This window comes from Belnapia mucosa, from assembly GCF_016775475.1.
Lineage (GTDB): Bacteria > Pseudomonadota > Alphaproteobacteria > Acetobacterales > Acetobacteraceae > Belnapia > Belnapia mucosa.
In genome coordinates this window covers 572,958-587,211 of the sequence record NZ_JAEUXJ010000001.1, presented here as the reverse complement: position 1 = coordinate 587,211, position 14,254 = coordinate 572,958, and the positions used below count along the sequence as shown (strand labels likewise).

Sequence of the window (14,254 nt, the reverse complement as noted above, 5' to 3'; positions counted from 1 at the left end):
CGGCTGTTGCAGAGGAGGATGGGGCGGGGCGTACTATCGATCCAACGGATGATCGATATGGATGCCCATGGATCCGGTGAATGGCCTGCGCGGCATCGACCTGAACCTCCTCGTCGTCCTGGATGCCCTGTTGGAGGAAGCGCATGTCACCCGTGCGGCGCGGCGCCTCGGCCTGTCGCAGCCCGCGGCCTCGAATGCGCTGGACCGGCTGCGGCATCTCTTCGGCGACCCGCTGCTCGAGCGCGGGCGGGGCGGCCTGCGCCGGACCCCGCTGGCCGAAACCCTGCGGGTGCCGCTAGGGGAGGCGCTGGCGGCCCTGCAAGGCGTGCTGCGGCGCCCGGGGCGCGACCTGGCGACGGCACGGCAGACCGTCCGGATGGTCATGGCCGATGCGCCGGCCGCGTCCCTGCTGGTGGCGCTGCAGGCACGGCTTGTCCGCACCGCGCCCGGCGTCACCCTCGCGCTGCTGCCCTGGGCCGGCGCGGCGGACGCCCTGACCCGGCTCCATCACGGCGATGCGGATCTGGTGGCCTCGGTCCTCCCGCCGCTCGATCCGCCGCTCCGCCAGCGGCGGTTGCTGGAGGAGAGCTATTGCGTCGCCATGCGCCCCGGCCATCCGGCGGCCGCGGCGTTCGACCTCGCCCGCTGGCTGGATTTTCCGCATGTCGTCGTCTCCGGGCATGGTGGGACGGAGACGCCGCTGGATGCGGCGCTGGCGGCGCGCGGCCTGGCACGCCGGGTCGGGGTCGTGGTCCCGAGCTTCCTCATGGTGCCGCCCCTGCTGGCCGGCTCGGACCTCGTCGCCATGCTGCCGACGCGCTGCGTCCCTGCTGGGGCGGCGCTCACGCTCCGGCCCCCGCCCCTGCCGGTCGAGGGCTTTCGGCTCGACCTCGCCTGGCATGACCGGCGTGGCGGCGACCCGGTGGTGATGCATGTGGCCGAGGCCATGACCGAGGCCTTCGGCGCGGACCCTACCCCTTCACATCCATCGCCTGGCGCAGCCCGTCGCTGAGCAGGTTGAAGCAGATGGAGGTGACGAAGATGCAGGCGCCGGGCAGCACGGCGACCCAGGGCTGGACATAGATGGCCGTGCGCAGCGTGTTCAGCATCAGCCCCCATTCCGGCTCGGGCGGCTTGGTGCCGAGGCCGAGGAAGCTGAGGCCGGAGGAGAGGATCATGCAGACGCTGATGAGCCCCGTCGCATAGACGAAGATCGGGCCGAGCACATTGCCCAGTACATGCACCCGGACGATGGTGAAGCCGGAAGCGCCGGAGGCCCGCGCCGCATCGACGAAATCGAGGTTGCGCACGCCCTGGGTCACGCTCTCCGCCACGCGGATGATCTGGGGGACGAAGACCAGCGTCAGCGACAGGATGGCGTTGAAGATGCCCGCCCCCAGCGCGCCAGAGATGGCAACCGCCAGCAGCACCGAGGGGAAGGCGTAGAACACATCCGTCACCCGCATGATCGCCATGTTCACCTTGCCGCCCATGAAGCCGGCGGTGACGCCGAGGGTGGTGCCGATGACGAAGGCCAAGGCGACGGGCACGATTCCCATGAACCAGGACAGCCGGCCGCCATAGAGCAGGCGGGTGACGATGTCGCGGCCGAGCTCATCGGTGCCGAGCGGGTAGTTCGGGGTGCCGATGCCGCGCAGGCGGCGGATCATGCTGCCCTGATAGGGATCGTGCGGCGCCAGCAGCGGCGCGAAGACGATGGCCAGCAGCATCAGCAGCAGGAGCAGCGCGCAGGCGATGGTGACGGGGTCGCGCCGAACCCGCTTCCAGACGCCGGCCCAATAGCCCTGCGAACGGACGGGCGCCTGGCGCTGCTGGACGGCAAGCTCGGCCTCGGCGGCCGTCGGGGTGGTGGCCGTGCTCATCTCGGCACTCTCCTCAGGCGCGCTTGATGCGGGGGTCGAGGGCGGTCTGCACCAGGTCGACCAGCAGATTGAGGGCGACGAAGAACATCGCCAGCACCAGGATCGTGCCCTGCAGCACCGGCAGGTCGCGCTGGAAGATGGCGCTGTTCAGCAGCAGCCCCGTCCCCGGCCAGGAGAAGACCGTCTCGACCAGGATCGAGCCGCCCATCAGGTAGCCGAGCTGCAGGCCCATAACGGCGAGCGCGTTCGGCGCGGCATTCTTCACCACATGGCGGAAGACGCCGCCGCGGGTCATGCCCTTGCCGCGCAGCGCGGTGATGAATTCCTGGTTCATGATCTCGGCGACAATGCCGCGCACGGTGCGGGTGACGATACCCATCGGGATGACCGAGAGGGTGATCGCGGGCAGCACCAGATGCTTGATGTGCTCCCAGTCCCAGCCCCAGTCGGAGGAGCCGCCGGGCCCCGCCCCCATGGCCGGCAGCCAGTTGAGCTGCACCGAGAAGATCACCACCAGCACCATGCCGAGCCAGTAATGCGGCACGGAGACGCCGGCGACAGCGATGCCGACCGCGCCGCGGTCGAGTACCGAGCCGCGGAAGGTGCCGGCCAGCCCGCCCAGGATGCAGCCGAGGATGAAGCCGAGGCCGGAGGCGCAGAAGGCGAGGGTCAGCGTATTGCCGATGGCGCTGCGGAGATCGGCCCAGACCGGCCGCCCGGTGGCGAGCGAGCGCCCGAGATCGCCGACCACGACCTTCGAAAGCCAGAGGCCGAATTGCACCGGCAGCGGCTTGTCGAGCCCGTAATCCTTCCGCACCTGCTCGACCACATCGGCCGGGGCATCGGGCGGGACGATGGCGTTGATCGGGTCGCCCGGGGCGATCTGGACCAGCATGAAGCAGACGAAGCCGACCGCCAGCGCGATCGGCACGGCATAGACCACGCGCCGCAGCAGATAGAGGATCATCGGAGCGTCCAGGCGGGGGTTTCGGGCGGCATGGCCGGAGTGGACGCAAGGCCCGTGCCAGCCCCAGCCCGGCCCCAGGGCCTCTTGCCCGCCCCTGACCCGTCCCTGGCCCACCCCGTCCCTGCCCAGGTGCGCGCCAATCTGCCTACCTTCGGGGCGGTCCCGGCGGTTAGGCGGAAATTAAGGGCGCCGGCCCGAGACTGCGCGCGGCGGAGCGGCAGGGCATGGCGCGCAGGGGCAAGGGCAAGGACGGGGGCAGCACCATCGTCATCCGCCGCGAGGAAGGCGGGGAGGCCGGCCATCATGGCGGCGCCTGGAAGGTGGCCTATGCCGATTTCGTCACGGCGATGATGGCCTTCTTCCTGTTGATGTGGCTGCTGAACGCCACCTCGGAGGAGCAGCGGCGCGGCCTCGCGGATTTCTTCGCGCCCAGCAACGTGCTGGCCCGCGCACCCTCGGGCACCGGCCTGCCCTTCGCCGGCCGCACGCCGAATGCGGATGGCAATATGTCCTCCGACAATGGCGCGATCCGGCCGGAACGCGGCCCGGCCCCGGTCCGGCTCGATATCGAGGAGGAGGGCGAGGCGCTGGCCGACCAGCCGGAGCCCTCGCCCCCAGCGCCCCCGCCCCGCCCGGCCGAGGCCTCACCCGACCCCACCACCCTGCCGGACGAGACGCTGCGCGCCGAGCTCGCCCGGCGCGACCGGGTGGCGCTGGAACGCGCGGCGGAGGATCTTCGCGCTGCCGTGCGGGACGACCCGGCGCTCGCCGAACTGGCCCGGCAGCTCCGCATCGAGCAGGTGCCGGAGGGGCTGCGCATCCAGCTGCTGGATGCCGAGCGGCGGCCGATGTTCGCGCAAGGGGGTGCGGCCCCGAACGACCGGGCGCGGACGGTGATCGCCAAGGTGGCCGCCATCGCGGCGCGGCTGCCGAACGGCATCGCCATCGCCGGCCATACCGATGCGACACCCTTCCGCACCAATGAGCGGAGCAACTGGGAACTCTCGACCGAGCGGGCCAATGCAGTGCGCCGGCTGCTGCTGGATGGCGGCATCGCCGAGGCGCGGGTGCAGGGCGTCGCCGGCCATGCCGAGCGGGAGCCGCTGCTTCCGGACGACCCCAGCAATGCGGCCAATCGCCGCGTCTCCGTCACCCTGCTGCGCCAGGCGCCGGGACCCTCCGGCCCGTGACGACGATCGGCGGCCTCATCTTCCTGCTCGTCTGCGTCTTCGGCGGCTATGTCATCGCGGGTGGCAAATTCGACATCATCCTGCACGCGCTGCCGCATGAGATGATCACCATCGGCGGCGCCGCGATCGGCGCCTTCGTCATGTCGAACAGCGTGCACGACATCAAGCATGTGCTCGGCGGCTTCGGGAAGATCATCAAGGGCGGGCGCTTCCACAAGGCGGAGTTCCTCGAGCTGCTGACCCTGCTGTATTTCTTTGTCCGGCTGGCCCAGCAGAAGGGCGCGATGGCGCTGGAGCCGCATATCGAGAAGCCGGAGGAAAGCGCCGCCTTCCAGAAATTCCCCAAGATCGCCAAGGACAAATTGGCGACGGCGATGATCTGCGACTACCTCCGCATGGTCGGCATGAATGCCGACGACCCGCACCAGATCGAGGACATCATGGCGCGGGAGCTGAAGAAGGTCCGCGAGGAGGAGATGCATGCCTCCCACGCCATGCAATCCATCGCCGATGCGCTGCCGGCGCTCGGCATCGTCGCCGCCGTGCTCGGCGTCATCAAGACCATGGCGAGCATCGACCAGCCGCCGGCGGTGCTCGGCGGGATGATCGGCGGCGCGCTGGTCGGCACCTTCCTCGGAATCCTGCTGGCCTATGGGATGATGGGGCCGATGGCGGCGCGGCTGAAGGGCGTGGTCGAGGAGGATTGCTACTACTACGAAGTGATCCGCGCCGTCCTCGTCTCCCACCTGCATGGCAATGCGCCGCAGGTGGCGGTGGAGGCGGGGCGGAAGACCGCGCCCACCCATTCCATGCCGAGCTTCCAGGAGCTGGAGAAGGCGCTGTCGGATCTGCAGATCGCTTGACCGGGTGCCGGCGCCGGGCCAGAGGGGCGGCATGGACCAGCCGGAATTCGCCCAATCGGGCTCGCCCTATCACAGCCATCTCGGCATCGCGGTCGAGGAATGGCGGGAGGGCTATGCGAAGCTCGTCTGCGAGACGGCGCCCTTCCATGCCAACCGCTCCGGCATCGTGCATGGCGGGCTGCTGCTCTCGATGATCGATCAGGCGGCGGCCTTCGCCGGCCTGTTCTGCCCCTTCCCCGGCCGGGTGCGGCGGGCTGTCACCCTCGACCTCGATTGCCGCTTCGCGGGCCAGGCGCAGATCGGCGGCAGGCTGGTGGCGGAAGGCCGGGTGGTCACCGGCGGGCGCAACGTCTTCTTCGCCCGGACCGAGGTTTTCGATGGGGCGGGGCAGCTCGTTGCCTTCGGCGCCTCCACCCACCGCTACCGCGCCGGCAGCGGCGACCCGCGGGGCGTCCCGGTGGAGGAGCCTACTCCACCCTGAGCGCGGCGCGGCGCTCGGCCAGGCCGGCGGGGTCGGTCAGGGCCGAGAGGCGCTCGGCGGCCAGCATGGCGAAGCGGTGCAGCAGGGCGCGGCGGCGGGCGGGGGCCAGCGGATGCGCGGGCGCATCGCGCAGCTGTGCCACCTCCATCCCGTCGGCGACCAGCAGCCCGGCATCCTCGGGCAGCAATTCCTGCGGGAAGTCGCAATCGACCGCGAAGTAGAGCCGGTCGGCATACTCCCGGTAGTCCGGCCACTTGCCGTCCGAGAGGAAGTCGCGGGCGCAGGACTTCACCTCGATGATGGCGAAGCCGCCATCCGGCTGCAGCGCGATCAGGTCGGCCCGGCGGCCATTGGGCAGCGGCATCTCCAGCAGCACGGCCCAGCCACGCAGCGCGCAGAAGCGCTGGGCGGCGAGGCAGACCGCGGCGGTGCGGGCCGCCGGCGGCGGTGAGAAAAGAACGGTCACGGCTCGGTGCTCCGACAGCGGGTCACGCGTTGCTAGCGTAGAAATCTTCGTCCTGGGGCCTGTTTACCCGGAAGAGTCTGCTCCGCCCCCTGGCCGAAGCGGGGCTTCGGTGCTTTTATATGAGAAGTCATGATTGCGACACGATTCTCCGTCGGCCTCCACATCCTCATCCTCGTGGCGAGCGACCCGCCCGGGGGTGCCACCAGCATCCGCCTCGCGGCCAGCATCGGGACCAACCCGGTGGTGGTGCGGCGCATTGCCGGGTTGCTCACCCGCGCCGGTCTCATCACCGTGCAGCGCGGCCCGGGGGGCGCGAGCCTGACCCGGCCGGCGGAGAGCATTACCCTGCGCGAGGTCTGGCGGGCCATCCATCCGGAAGGGGAGGCGATGATGCGGGTCCATCGCCCCGCGCCCGAGGCCTGCGCGGTGGGGCAGCGCATCCCCGGCCTGCTGCGGCAGCGCTTCGACGCGGCGGAGGAGGCGATGCTGCGCGACCTCGGCGATACCAGCCTCGCCCAGATGGTGTCCGAGGCGCAGCGCCAGGCGGCAGCAGCCTAGCCTAGCCGAGCAGGGCGTCGATCGCCCGGGCGAGCTTCACGTCGCGGGCCGAGAGCCCGCCCGCATCATGGGTGGTGAGGAGGATCTCCACCCGGTTCCAGACATTCGACCATTCCGGATGATGGTCCTGCGCCTCGGCCAACAGGGCGACCCGGTTCATGAAGCCCCAGGCGGCGGAGAAATCGGCGAAGCGGAATTCGCGGCGGATGGCGTCCCGCCCTTCCGCCACCTGCCAGCCGGGCAGGGTCTCGGCGAGCCCCGCCCGTGCCGCCGCATCCAGCTTCTCGATCATCCTGGCCCCCTTCCCGCTTGACCTGGCGTCCGCCGCGGCGTCCTGCTGCGCCGCATGCGCCATAGCACCCCCCCGAGCCTCGAAGACATCCTGGATCTGGCCGAGCAGGCCCTCGCCGCGATCCCGGAGACGCTGCGCGAGCGGGTGCGCGGCACCGCCATCGTGGTCGAGGAGACGCCGGAGGAGGATGTGCTAGAGGAGCTCGGGATCGACAATCCCTGGGACCTCACCGGCCTCTATCGCGGCACGCCGCTGACCCAGAAGAGCGTGCTCGACGTGCCGCAGGAGCCGGACACGATCCTGCTGTTCCGCGAGCCGATCCTGCTGGAATGGATCGAGACCGGGGAGGATCTCTTCGCCCTGGTCCGCACCGTGCTGATCCATGAGATCGGCCACCATTTCGGCTTCTCGGACGAGGATATCGAGCGGCTGGAGCGGGAAATCTAAGGCAAGCTGATCGCCGAGGTCGGCACCGCCGCGCCGAGGGCGACGGCCGGCGAGGTGCGGGAGGCGATGCCGGCCACCCCCCAGCCGCCGCCCGGGAGCGGCGCCAGCAGCGGGGCGCCGCTGCTGCCTCGGGTCCCGGCACAGTCATGCAGCAGCATCGCACCCGGCCCCGGCCTGGAAAGGCCGATGGCGCGGCAGCCGGTATCGGCCAGCAGCACCTCCGGCCGGTCCTGCTGGTAGCCGCCAAGCATCAGCGGCGTGCGCGGCGCCGGCGCGGCGGTGAGCAGCGGCAATACCCGGTCCGGCGCGCCGAGCGGCGAATCCAGCACCAGCACCGCCCAGTCGGCGCCGGGCGGGCCGCCGGTCGCCGGGTCGAAGCCGGGGCCGATGCGGTAGGACACCGCCTGGGCATGGCCGACCGCCGTGCCGCGGTCATAGCCGAGCAGCACATGCACCGTCCCCGGCCGGACCAGGGCACGGCTGCGCGGCGCCACCAGGCAATGCGCCGCGGTCAGCAGCAGGCGCGGCCCGATCAGCACGCCGGTGCAGCGGCCGCCGACCTCGAGCTGCACGCGGCCGAGCGCATTCCAGGGCGGCGCCCGCAGGTCGACCGGCCGGCGCGGATCGGCCGGGCCGATGCCGGGCAGCAGCGGCTTCGGCTCCGCTGCGGCCAAGGCCGGCAGCAACAGCGCCGCGGCGGGAAGCAGGCGCTTCAGCGGCGCCTCAGTGGGAATGGGCGGTGGGGCCGCGCGCCCCGGCGCTCTCGACATGCAGCATCACCTGCACCTCGCCGGCCCGCTCGAAGCGCAGCGTCAGTGGCACCTCCGTGCCCTGGCGCAGTGCCTCCTTCAGCCCGATCAGCATCACATGGAAGCCGCCGGGCTGGAGGGTGACGGTCTCGCCGGGCGGGATGGGGATGCCAGCCTCCACCGGGCGCATCCGCATTACCTCGCCATCCCGCACATGCGTGTGCAGCTCGACCGTGCGGGCGACGGGGGCGGTGGCGGCGACGAGCCGGTCCGGCTGACTGCCGGCATTGCGAATGGCCAGGAAGCCCGCCCCGGTGCCATTGGCCCCGGCCGCGCGCGACCAGGTCCGGCTGATGGTGAGGTCGCCGGCCCGGATCTCCTGCGCCGCGGCGGTGCCGGCGGCGAGGAGCAGGAAGGCGGCGGCCGGCAGGCCGCGACGAAGGAGGGTCATCGGGGGCGTCTCCAGGATTCAGTGATGGCCCCGCCCCGGCACCAGCCGGAGCAGCGGGGCAGGCCGCTCAAGGCTGCGGCCAGGGGCAGGCAGTTCGGCCCAGTCGACGGCGAAGCCCCCGGCGCAGCCTTGCAGCACCGGCAGGGCCAGGGTCTCGCCCGGGCGGCCGGCGACATGCAGCATAAGGACGAACTCCTCATACTGGTCCTCGGGCAGCGGCCCGCCTTCCCAGGCGATCTCGGTCACCCGCCCGTCCCGCCCCGGCGCGGGGGCGGGGCCACGGGTGATGCTCAGGCGCCAGCCCGGCTTCGGCATGGGGCTGGCCGAGAGCACCCCCTCCGGCAGGCGGACCAGGATGCGGCTGGTCCCCGGATCGGGGCAGCCATGAGGGACGCGGAGCGCGGCGCGGACATAGCCGCCGGCCGGCGCCTCCTGCGGGTCGATGGTGACATGGGCGCGGGCGGGGGCGGCGAGGACGCTGCCGGCCAGCAGGGCGGCGATCAGGACAGGGCGCATCGGGTTCCGGCATCCACTGGGGCGGCGGACCCTAGCCGCGTCCTGGCCGGAACAAAAGATACGCTCCCCCTCCCCGCCCGGCTCAGGCCGCCAGGGCGTATTCCACCTCCGGCACATAGAAGGCCTGTTCCTTGCCGAGCAGCGAGGAATAGAGGGTGAAGCTCTCCACCGCGACCGGCGGGGCGCGGAACAGGTTATGCGCCTGGACGAATTGGATCAGCTTGTCCGGCGCCGCCCGGTCGGTCCGGGCCAGGGTCACATGCGGGGCGAAGCGCTTGCGCTCCGGCTCCAGCCCGATCCTCTGGAGCGCGGTCTCGACCTTGGATTGCAGGAAGGCGAGCGCCTCGGTCTTCTCCACCCCGACCCAGAGGGCGCTGATCCGCCCCGCCTTCTCGAAGGTGCCGAGGCCCCGCAGCGACAGCTCGAAGGGCCGGGCGCGGATGGTGGCCAGGGCATCGTCCACCTCCTGCGCCCGCCAGGATTCGACCTCGCCGATGAAGCGGAGGGTGAGGTGGTAATTCTCCGGCGGCACCCATCGGGCGCCGGGGATGCCCCCGGCCAGCAAGGCCAGCTGTTCCTTGATCGCTGCGGGCAGGGCAAGCGCGACGAAGAGGCGGATCATGCTGGCTTCTCCTCAGCCTGAGGGGACACGCTCCAACAAAGCTTCGACCGCGGGCAGGATGCGGGCGACGAGGATGGCGACCCCGCGAGGATTGGGGTGGATGCCATCCGGCTGGTTCAGCGCCGGATCGCCGGCGATGCCTTCGAGGAAGAAGGGATCGAACAGGACCCCGGGCCGCTGCCCGAGCGCCTGGAAGACGCCGGCGAATTCGCGGCCGTAATCGGCGCCGAGATTGGGCGGGGCGAGCATGCCCGAGAGCAGCACCGGGATTCGCCGTGCCTCCAGCCGGTCGAGGATGGCGGTGAGGTTGCGGCGGGTCTCGGCCGGCGGCAGGCCGCGCAGCCCGTCATTGCCGCCGAGTTCGACCAGCGCCGCCTGCGGCTCCTCGGCCAGGGCCCAGTCCAGCCGGGCGAGGCCGCCGGCCGTGGTATCGCCCGAGACCCCGGCATCCAGCACCCGCACCTGCCGGCCGCGAGCGGTGAGCGCCGCCTGGAGCTTCGGGACGAAGCCCTCGCCCGGCGGCAGGCCATAGCCGGCGGTGAGGCTGTCACCGAGGGCGAGCAGCCGGACCGGGCCGGCCGCCGCGGCCCGCAATACTCCGAAACCGGAAAACGCTAGGCCGAATGCGGCTCTGCGCCCATATCGGCTGGCATCCCGGAACCCGCATGGCACCATGGACACCATAGAAAGAAGCCTCCGACCCCAATCCGGCGAAGACGCCGACGACTCGCTCATTGCCGCCCAGGGCCTGCGGTTCAGGGTGGCGGGGGCCGCCGGGGAGGTCAACATCCTCCGCGGGGTGGACCTGACGGTGCGGCGCGGCGAGGCGGTGGGGCTGGTTGGGCCCTCCGGTTCGGGGAAAACCTCGCTGCTGATGCTGCTGGCGGGGCTGGAACGGCCGACCGGGGGCGAATTGCGGGTCGCGGGCCATGACCTGGCGGCGATGGACGAGGATGCGCTGGCCCGATTCCGCCGGGGCCATGTCGGCATCGTGTTCCAGGCCTTCCACCTGGTCCCGACCATGACGGCGCTGGAGAATGTCGCGGTGCCGCTGGAATTCGCCGGCCGGCGCGATGCCTTCGCCCGGGCGCGGGAGGCGCTGGCGGCGGTCGGGCTCGGCCATCGGGTCGGGCATTATCCGGGCGAGCTCTCGGGCGGCGAGCAGCAGCGGGTGGCGCTGGCCCGCGCCACCGTCGCCGAGCCGCCGCTGCTCCTGGCCGACGAGCCGACCGGCAATCTCGACCGCGGCACGGGCGCGCAGGTGATGGAGCTGCTCTTCGGCCTGCAGGCAAGGCTCGGCACCACGCTGCTGCTGATCACCCATGATCCCGTGCTGGCCGGGCGCTGCGGCCGGGTGGTGCGGATGGAGGACGGGCTGGTTGTCCCCGGTTGAATGGGCCCGGCTGAACGGGGCCGGAGGCCCCGGCGTTTTGCCGCCAAGAATGAAGGGATTGTTCCGATGCGGATCGTGATGCTGGTGCTGGCCGCCCTTTCGCTCTCGGGCTGCGGGCTGGTGGCGCTGCCCTTCCGGGTGACGGGCGATGTGCTTTCCGTGGTGCCGGTGGTCGGCAAGCCGCTCGGCGCGCCGATCCATGCGGTGGGCGACGTGATCGACTAGGCTTCACGCAGTCGAGACGCCGCACCCGGTCGTTGCCGGGTTAAACCATGCCCCTGAATGCAAAGGGGGAGAGGTGGCCTTGCGCCTGTGGTTGATCCGGCTGCTGCTGGGCCTGTTGCTTCCCGTCACCGCCGCCCAGGCCCAGCTCGGCAAGCCGGATGCGCTGCCGCCGGCGGGTGGCTACCAATCCGATCCTGGCGGCAAGCCGCCACCCCTGCCGCCCTCTGGCGGGATGGGCGGGTCGGTGAGGCCACGGGCGCCTGCCGCGCCACAGGAGAATGGCCAGGCGCCGCAGCGCTGCCCCCAGGTGCTGGCGAATGGCTGCCTGTCCCAGCAGAGCTCCTGCCAGATCGCCTGCCCGCCGCAATGGAGCATGAACCCCAACGCGCCGGCCTTCACGCCGAATGACCGGGCCGGCTGCATGAGCCAATGCCTTCAGCGCTACATGGCCTGCATGCGGCTGCATGGCTGCATGTAGGCGGCGGTCACAATCCGCCGGCGCGGCGCCGCTCGATCTCCCGCCAGCGGGCGACGTTGCGGTTATGCTCCTCCAGCGTGCGGGCGAAGGCATGGCCGCCGCTGCCATCGGCGACGAAGAAGAGATCCTCGGTCCTGGCCGGCCGGGTCACGGCGCGCAACGCGGCCAAGCCCGGTGAGGCGATGGGTGCGGGCGGCAGGCCCTTCACCCGGTAGGTATTGAAGGGATGGTCCCGCTCCAGATCGGCCCGGCTCAGCGGCCGGTCGAGCGGCGCGCCATCGGCGGCGGCATAGGCGACGGTCGGGTCGGATTGCAGGGCCATGCCGGCGCGGAGGCGGTTGATGAAGACGGCGGCGACCCGCGGCCGCTCCTCCGGCACCGCCGTCTCCCGCTCGACGATGCTGGCAAGCACCAGCGCCTCGCGCGGGGAGGTCAGCGGCAGGCCCTCAGCGCGGCCAGCCCAGGCCTCGGCCAGCGCCGCCTCCATGGCGGATTCGGCACGGCGGAGCAGCGCGGCGCGGGCATCACCCCAGTGATAGGCATAGGTCTCGGGCAGGACCGCGCCCTCGGCGAAGGAGGGCAGGTCGCCGGTCAGCCCTTCGGCACGGTTGAACAGGGCGGCGATCTGCCGGGCCGCCAGCCCCTCGGGGATGGTCAGCCGGCGCTGCACCGGCCGGGCATGGCGCAGGATATCGAGCACCTGGGCCATCGAGGCACCGGCAGGGAAGACGAATTCGGCGGCGCGGATCGGCCCCTCCCCGCGCGTGGCGAGGCTCGCCAAGCCGAAGAGACGGGGGTCACGGATGACACCGGCGCGGTCGAGGGCGGCGGCGATCGCCTCCGTCCCGCCACGGGGGATGACAAGCTGGGCCGGGGCGGCAAGCGGCCCGGGCGCGCGGTAAAGATGGTAAGCCCAGCCCGCCCCGGCCGCGGCCAGCAGGGCCAGGGCGGCGAATGCCACCCCGGCGATGCGGAGGAAGCGCCTCAGGGCGCGGCGCGGAAGACGATGCTGGCGTTGGTGCCGCCGAAGCCGAAGCTGTTCGACAGCGCCACCTTGATCGGCCTCTCCTGCGCGGTCTTGGCCACGCGGTCGATCGCGCTCTCGCGCGAGGGCTTCTCGAGGTTCAGCGTCGGCGGGGCGACGCCATCGCGGATGGCAAGGATCGAGAAGATGCCCTCCACCGCGCCAGCGGCGCCGAGCAGATGCCCGATCGCCGACTTGGTCGAGGACATGGCGAGGGTCCTGGCGTCATCGCCCCAGAGCCGCTCCACCGCGCCGAGCTCCAGGTCGTCGCCGAGCGGGGTCGAGGTGCCATGGGCGTTGACATACTGCACCTCGCCCGGCTCGACCCCGGCGCTGTGCAGCGCCGCCCGCATGGAGCGGAAGGCGCCGTCGCCGGTATCGGAGGGGGCGGTGATGTGGTGCGCGTCGCCCGACATGCCGTAGCCGATGACCTCGGCATAGATCTTGGCACCCCGCTTCCGGGCGTGCTCCAGCTCCTCGAGCACGACAACACCGGCGCCCTCGCCCATGACGAAGCCGTCGCGGCCCTCGTCCCAGGGACGGGAGGCGGCGGTCGGGGTGTCGTTGTAGCCGGTCGAGAGGGCGCGGGAGGCGCAGAAGCCAGCCATCCCGATCTCGGAGACCGCGGCCTCGGCACCGCCGGCGACCATGACATCGGCATCACCGAGGGCAATCAACCGCGCCGCGTCACCGAGCGCATGCACGCCCGTCGCACAGGCCGTCACGGCCGAATGGTTCGGGCCCTTGAAGCCGAAGCGGATCGAGACATGGCCAGAGGCCAGGTTGATCAGCGCGCTCGGGATGAAGAAGGGCGAGATCCGCTTGGCGCGGCCAGCGGCCACCACCTGCGCGGCCTCGTAGATGGTCTGGAGCCCGCCGATGCCGGAGCCGATCATGACGCCGGTGGCGCAGCGGCCCTCCTCGTCCTCGGGCTTCCAGCCGCTGTCCTCGACCGCTTCCACCGCCGCCACGATGGCGAGCTGGATGAAGCGGTCCATCTTCTTCTGGTCCTTCACCGGGATCCATTCGGCGAGGTCGAGCCCGCCGTTTTCCCGGGTCCCGACCGGGACCTGGCCAGCGACCTTCGCCGGCAGCTCGCTGACATCGAAGGACTGGATCGCGGCAATGCCGCTCTCGCCCCCGGTCAGGCGCTGCCAGACCCGCTCGACGCCGAGGCCGAGCGGGCACGCGATGCCCATGCCGGTGACGACAACGCGCCGCGGCGCGGCACCCTTTGCGAACACGCTCAACCTCTCCCTGGTCGCGGGCGGGCTTTAGGACTTGTGCCCGTCGATATAGGCGATGGCGTCCTTCACCGTGGTGATCTTCTCGGCCGCATCGTCCGGAATCTCGACGCCAAAGGCCTCTTCGAAGGCCATCACCAGCTCGACGGTGTCGAGGCTGTCGGCACCCAGGTCGTCGATGAAGGAGGCGTCCTCGGTCACCTTGGCCTCATCCACGCCGAGGTGCTCGACAACGATCTTCTTTACCTTCTCGGCGGTCTCGCTCATCGCCTGCCAGTCTCCACGTCTGCAGCTATGCCCCAAGGGTCGCCCCCGGCCCGGCATCCCGGGGCACCCCGCATGGGGGCGCCGCCTCGGGCAGGCGGGTGGTCATCCCGGAACCCGGGTGCGGCGTAGGCGGTGTTG

Annotated in this window: 21 protein-coding genes; 9 read left to right on the top strand and 12 right to left on the bottom strand. The window is 71.4% G+C overall.

Annotated features, from left to right (window positions below; genetic code table 11):
* The first annotated feature begins 61 nt into the window (after window positions 1–61).
* The gene (locus tag JMJ55_RS02820; protein WP_236033327.1) at window positions 62–1,012 is read left to right on the top strand and encodes a LysR family transcriptional regulator; all 951 of its coding nucleotides are present in this window, start codon (window positions 62–64) and stop codon (window positions 1,010–1,012) included.
* Here the strand turns inward: JMJ55_RS02820 and JMJ55_RS02815 are convergent.
* Window positions 972–1,883: an ABC transporter permease gene (locus JMJ55_RS02815; RefSeq protein ID WP_202823958.1), complete on the bottom strand. Its 912-nt coding sequence runs from the start codon at window positions 1,881–1,883 to the stop codon at window positions 972–974. The two genes, JMJ55_RS02820 and JMJ55_RS02815, sit on opposite strands and share 41 nt — an antisense overlap.
* A gap of 13 nt (window positions 1,884–1,896) precedes the next feature.
* Window positions 1,897–2,850 carry an ABC transporter permease gene (locus tag JMJ55_RS02810; protein ID WP_202823957.1) on the bottom strand — a complete coding sequence of 318 codons (954 nt, stop codon included), beginning with the start codon at window positions 2,848–2,850 and terminating at the stop codon, window positions 1,897–1,899.
* Window positions 2,851–3,074: 224 nt separating this feature from the next.
* On the opposite strand from JMJ55_RS02810, the gene JMJ55_RS02805 reads away from it, so the two are divergent.
* From JMJ55_RS02805 to JMJ55_RS02795, 3 genes are read left to right on the top strand one after another with little or no spacing between them, the layout of a single operon-like run.
* The gene (locus JMJ55_RS02805) at window positions 3,075–4,040 is read left to right on the top strand and encodes a flagellar motor protein MotB (RefSeq protein ID WP_202823956.1); all 966 of its coding nucleotides are present in this window, start codon (window positions 3,075–3,077) and stop codon (window positions 4,038–4,040) included.
* Entirely contained in the window at window positions 4,037–4,903 is an 867-nt protein-coding gene (gene motA, locus JMJ55_RS02800) for a flagellar motor stator protein MotA (protein ID WP_202823955.1), read from the top strand. The genes JMJ55_RS02805 and motA overlap by 4 nt, the downstream gene beginning before the upstream one ends.
* A gap of 31 nt (window positions 4,904–4,934) precedes the next feature.
* The gene (locus tag JMJ55_RS02795; RefSeq protein ID WP_202823954.1) at window positions 4,935–5,384 is read left to right on the top strand and encodes a PaaI family thioesterase; all 450 of its coding nucleotides are present in this window, start codon (window positions 4,935–4,937) and stop codon (window positions 5,382–5,384) included.
* Here the strand turns inward: JMJ55_RS02795 and JMJ55_RS02790 are convergent.
* A complete protein-coding gene (locus JMJ55_RS02790) occupies window positions 5,371–5,850 on the bottom strand; it encodes an MmcB family DNA repair protein (RefSeq protein WP_202823953.1) in 480 nt (159 codons plus the stop codon). The genes JMJ55_RS02795 and JMJ55_RS02790 overlap by 14 nt on opposite strands.
* A 129-nt stretch (window positions 5,851–5,979) precedes the next feature.
* Between JMJ55_RS02790 and JMJ55_RS02785 the strand changes: the two genes are divergently transcribed.
* Window positions 5,980–6,408: an Rrf2 family transcriptional regulator gene (locus JMJ55_RS02785; RefSeq protein WP_202823952.1), complete on the top strand. Its 429-nt coding sequence runs from the start codon at window positions 5,980–5,982 to the stop codon at window positions 6,406–6,408.
* A 1-nt stretch (window position 6,409) separates the two neighbouring features.
* Here the strand turns inward: JMJ55_RS02785 and JMJ55_RS02780 are convergent, their stop codons facing one another.
* Window positions 6,410–6,700, bottom strand: a complete 291-nt coding sequence (locus tag JMJ55_RS02780; RefSeq protein WP_202823951.1) for a 4a-hydroxytetrahydrobiopterin dehydratase — start codon at window positions 6,698–6,700, stop codon at window positions 6,410–6,412.
* A 54-nt stretch (window positions 6,701–6,754) separates the two neighbouring features.
* On the opposite strand from JMJ55_RS02780, the gene JMJ55_RS02775 reads away from it, so the two are divergent.
* Window positions 6,755–7,147 (top strand): metallopeptidase family protein, encoded by a 393-nt coding sequence (locus JMJ55_RS02775; protein ID WP_202823950.1) that lies wholly within the window; start codon window positions 6,755–6,757, stop codon window positions 7,145–7,147.
* Here the strand turns inward: JMJ55_RS02775 and JMJ55_RS02770 are convergent.
* From JMJ55_RS02770 to JMJ55_RS02750, 5 genes are all read right to left on the bottom strand, one after another.
* Window positions 7,144–7,917, bottom strand: a complete 774-nt coding sequence (locus JMJ55_RS02770; protein ID WP_202823949.1) for a trypsin-like serine peptidase — start codon at window positions 7,915–7,917, stop codon at window positions 7,144–7,146. The two genes, JMJ55_RS02775 and JMJ55_RS02770, sit on opposite strands and share 4 nt — an antisense overlap.
* Window positions 7,871–8,347, bottom strand: a complete 477-nt coding sequence (locus JMJ55_RS02765) for a copper chaperone PCu(A)C (protein ID WP_202823948.1) — start codon at window positions 8,345–8,347, stop codon at window positions 7,871–7,873. Before JMJ55_RS02765 ends, JMJ55_RS02770 begins: the two co-directional genes overlap by 47 nt.
* Window positions 8,348–8,365: 18 nt before the next feature.
* Complete coding sequence (locus JMJ55_RS02760; RefSeq protein WP_202823947.1) at window positions 8,366–8,863, bottom strand: YcnI family copper-binding membrane protein; 498 nt, start codon at window positions 8,861–8,863, stop codon at window positions 8,366–8,368.
* Between the two features lie 82 nt (window positions 8,864–8,945).
* Window positions 8,946–9,485: an RNA 2',3'-cyclic phosphodiesterase gene (thpR, locus tag JMJ55_RS02755; protein WP_202823946.1), complete on the bottom strand. Its 540-nt coding sequence runs from the start codon at window positions 9,483–9,485 to the stop codon at window positions 8,946–8,948.
* A gap of 12 nt (window positions 9,486–9,497) precedes the next feature.
* Window positions 9,498–10,079: an arylesterase gene (locus JMJ55_RS02750; protein ID WP_236033326.1), complete on the bottom strand. Its 582-nt coding sequence runs from the start codon at window positions 10,077–10,079 to the stop codon at window positions 9,498–9,500.
* A 166-nt stretch (window positions 10,080–10,245) separates the two neighbouring features.
* Here JMJ55_RS02750 and JMJ55_RS02745 point away from each other — a divergent pair, with 166 nt between their 5' ends.
* From JMJ55_RS02745 to JMJ55_RS02735, 3 genes are all read left to right on the top strand, one after another.
* The gene (locus JMJ55_RS02745; protein ID WP_407927517.1) at window positions 10,246–10,878 is read left to right on the top strand and encodes an ABC transporter ATP-binding protein; all 633 of its coding nucleotides are present in this window, start codon (window positions 10,246–10,248) and stop codon (window positions 10,876–10,878) included.
* 66 nt (window positions 10,879–10,944) lie between these two features.
* Window positions 10,945–11,103 carry a DUF6726 family protein gene (locus tag JMJ55_RS02740; RefSeq protein ID WP_236033325.1) on the top strand — a complete coding sequence of 53 codons (159 nt, stop codon included), beginning with the start codon at window positions 10,945–10,947 and terminating at the stop codon, window positions 11,101–11,103.
* 79 nt (window positions 11,104–11,182) lie between these two features.
* The gene (locus tag JMJ55_RS02735) at window positions 11,183–11,581 is read left to right on the top strand and encodes a hypothetical protein (protein ID WP_202823942.1); all 399 of its coding nucleotides are present in this window, start codon (window positions 11,183–11,185) and stop codon (window positions 11,579–11,581) included.
* Between the two features lie 7 nt (window positions 11,582–11,588).
* Here JMJ55_RS02735 and mltG read toward each other — a convergent pair whose 3' ends face one another.
* Genes mltG through JMJ55_RS02720 form a run of 3 tightly spaced genes read right to left on the bottom strand, consistent with a single transcriptional unit; the run spans window position 11,589 to window position 14,116 of the window.
* Window positions 11,589–12,542: an endolytic transglycosylase MltG gene (gene mltG, locus JMJ55_RS02730; RefSeq protein WP_328702560.1), complete on the bottom strand. Its 954-nt coding sequence runs from the start codon at window positions 12,540–12,542 to the stop codon at window positions 11,589–11,591.
* A 23-nt stretch (window positions 12,543–12,565) separates the two neighbouring features.
* Window positions 12,566–13,855 carry a beta-ketoacyl-ACP synthase II gene (gene fabF, locus JMJ55_RS02725; RefSeq protein WP_268885225.1) on the bottom strand — a complete coding sequence of 430 codons (1,290 nt, stop codon included), beginning with the start codon at window positions 13,853–13,855 and terminating at the stop codon, window positions 12,566–12,568.
* 24 nt (window positions 13,856–13,879) lie between these two features.
* Window positions 13,880–14,116, bottom strand: coding sequence for an acyl carrier protein (locus tag JMJ55_RS02720; protein WP_202823941.1), 237 nt, complete (start codon window positions 14,114–14,116; stop codon window positions 13,880–13,882).
* Between the last annotated feature and the right edge of the window lie 138 nt (window positions 14,117–14,254).

Bases quoted from the DNA above. Each gene is read 5' to 3' on its own strand.
- JMJ55_RS02720 (WP_202823941.1), bottom strand. From the start codon at position 14,116: ATGAGCGAGACCGCCGAGAAGGTAAAGAAGATCGTTGTCGAGCACCTC.
- JMJ55_RS02815 (WP_202823958.1), bottom strand. From the start codon at position 1,883: ATGAGCACGGCCACCACCCCGACGGCCGCCGAGGCCGAGCTTGCCGTC.
- JMJ55_RS02805 (WP_202823956.1), top strand. From the start codon at position 3,075: ATGGCGCGCAGGGGCAAGGGCAAGGACGGGGGCAGCACCATCGTCATC.
- JMJ55_RS02770 (WP_202823949.1), bottom strand. From the start codon at position 7,917: ATGTCGAGAGCGCCGGGGCGCGCGGCCCCACCGCCCATTCCCACTGAG.
- JMJ55_RS02810 (WP_202823957.1), bottom strand. From the start codon at position 2,850: ATGATCCTCTATCTGCTGCGGCGCGTGGTCTATGCCGTGCCGATCGCG.
- JMJ55_RS02820 (WP_236033327.1), top strand. From the start codon at position 62: ATGCCCATGGATCCGGTGAATGGCCTGCGCGGCATCGACCTGAACCTC.
- thpR (WP_202823946.1), bottom strand. From the start codon at position 9,485: ATGATCCGCCTCTTCGTCGCGCTTGCCCTGCCCGCAGCGATCAAGGAA.
- JMJ55_RS02760 (WP_202823947.1), bottom strand. From the start codon at position 8,863: ATGCGCCCTGTCCTGATCGCCGCCCTGCTGGCCGGCAGCGTCCTCGCC.
- JMJ55_RS02795 (WP_202823954.1), top strand. From the start codon at position 4,935: ATGGACCAGCCGGAATTCGCCCAATCGGGCTCGCCCTATCACAGCCAT.
- JMJ55_RS02765 (WP_202823948.1), bottom strand. From the start codon at position 8,347: ATGACCCTCCTTCGTCGCGGCCTGCCGGCCGCCGCCTTCCTGCTCCTC.
- JMJ55_RS02780 (WP_202823951.1), bottom strand. From the start codon at position 6,700: ATGATCGAGAAGCTGGATGCGGCGGCACGGGCGGGGCTCGCCGAGACC.
- JMJ55_RS02775 (WP_202823950.1), top strand. From the start codon at position 6,755: ATGCGCCATAGCACCCCCCCGAGCCTCGAAGACATCCTGGATCTGGCC.
- JMJ55_RS02740 (WP_236033325.1), top strand. From the start codon at position 10,945: ATGCGGATCGTGATGCTGGTGCTGGCCGCCCTTTCGCTCTCGGGCTGC.
- JMJ55_RS02785 (WP_202823952.1), top strand. From the start codon at position 5,980: ATGATTGCGACACGATTCTCCGTCGGCCTCCACATCCTCATCCTCGTG.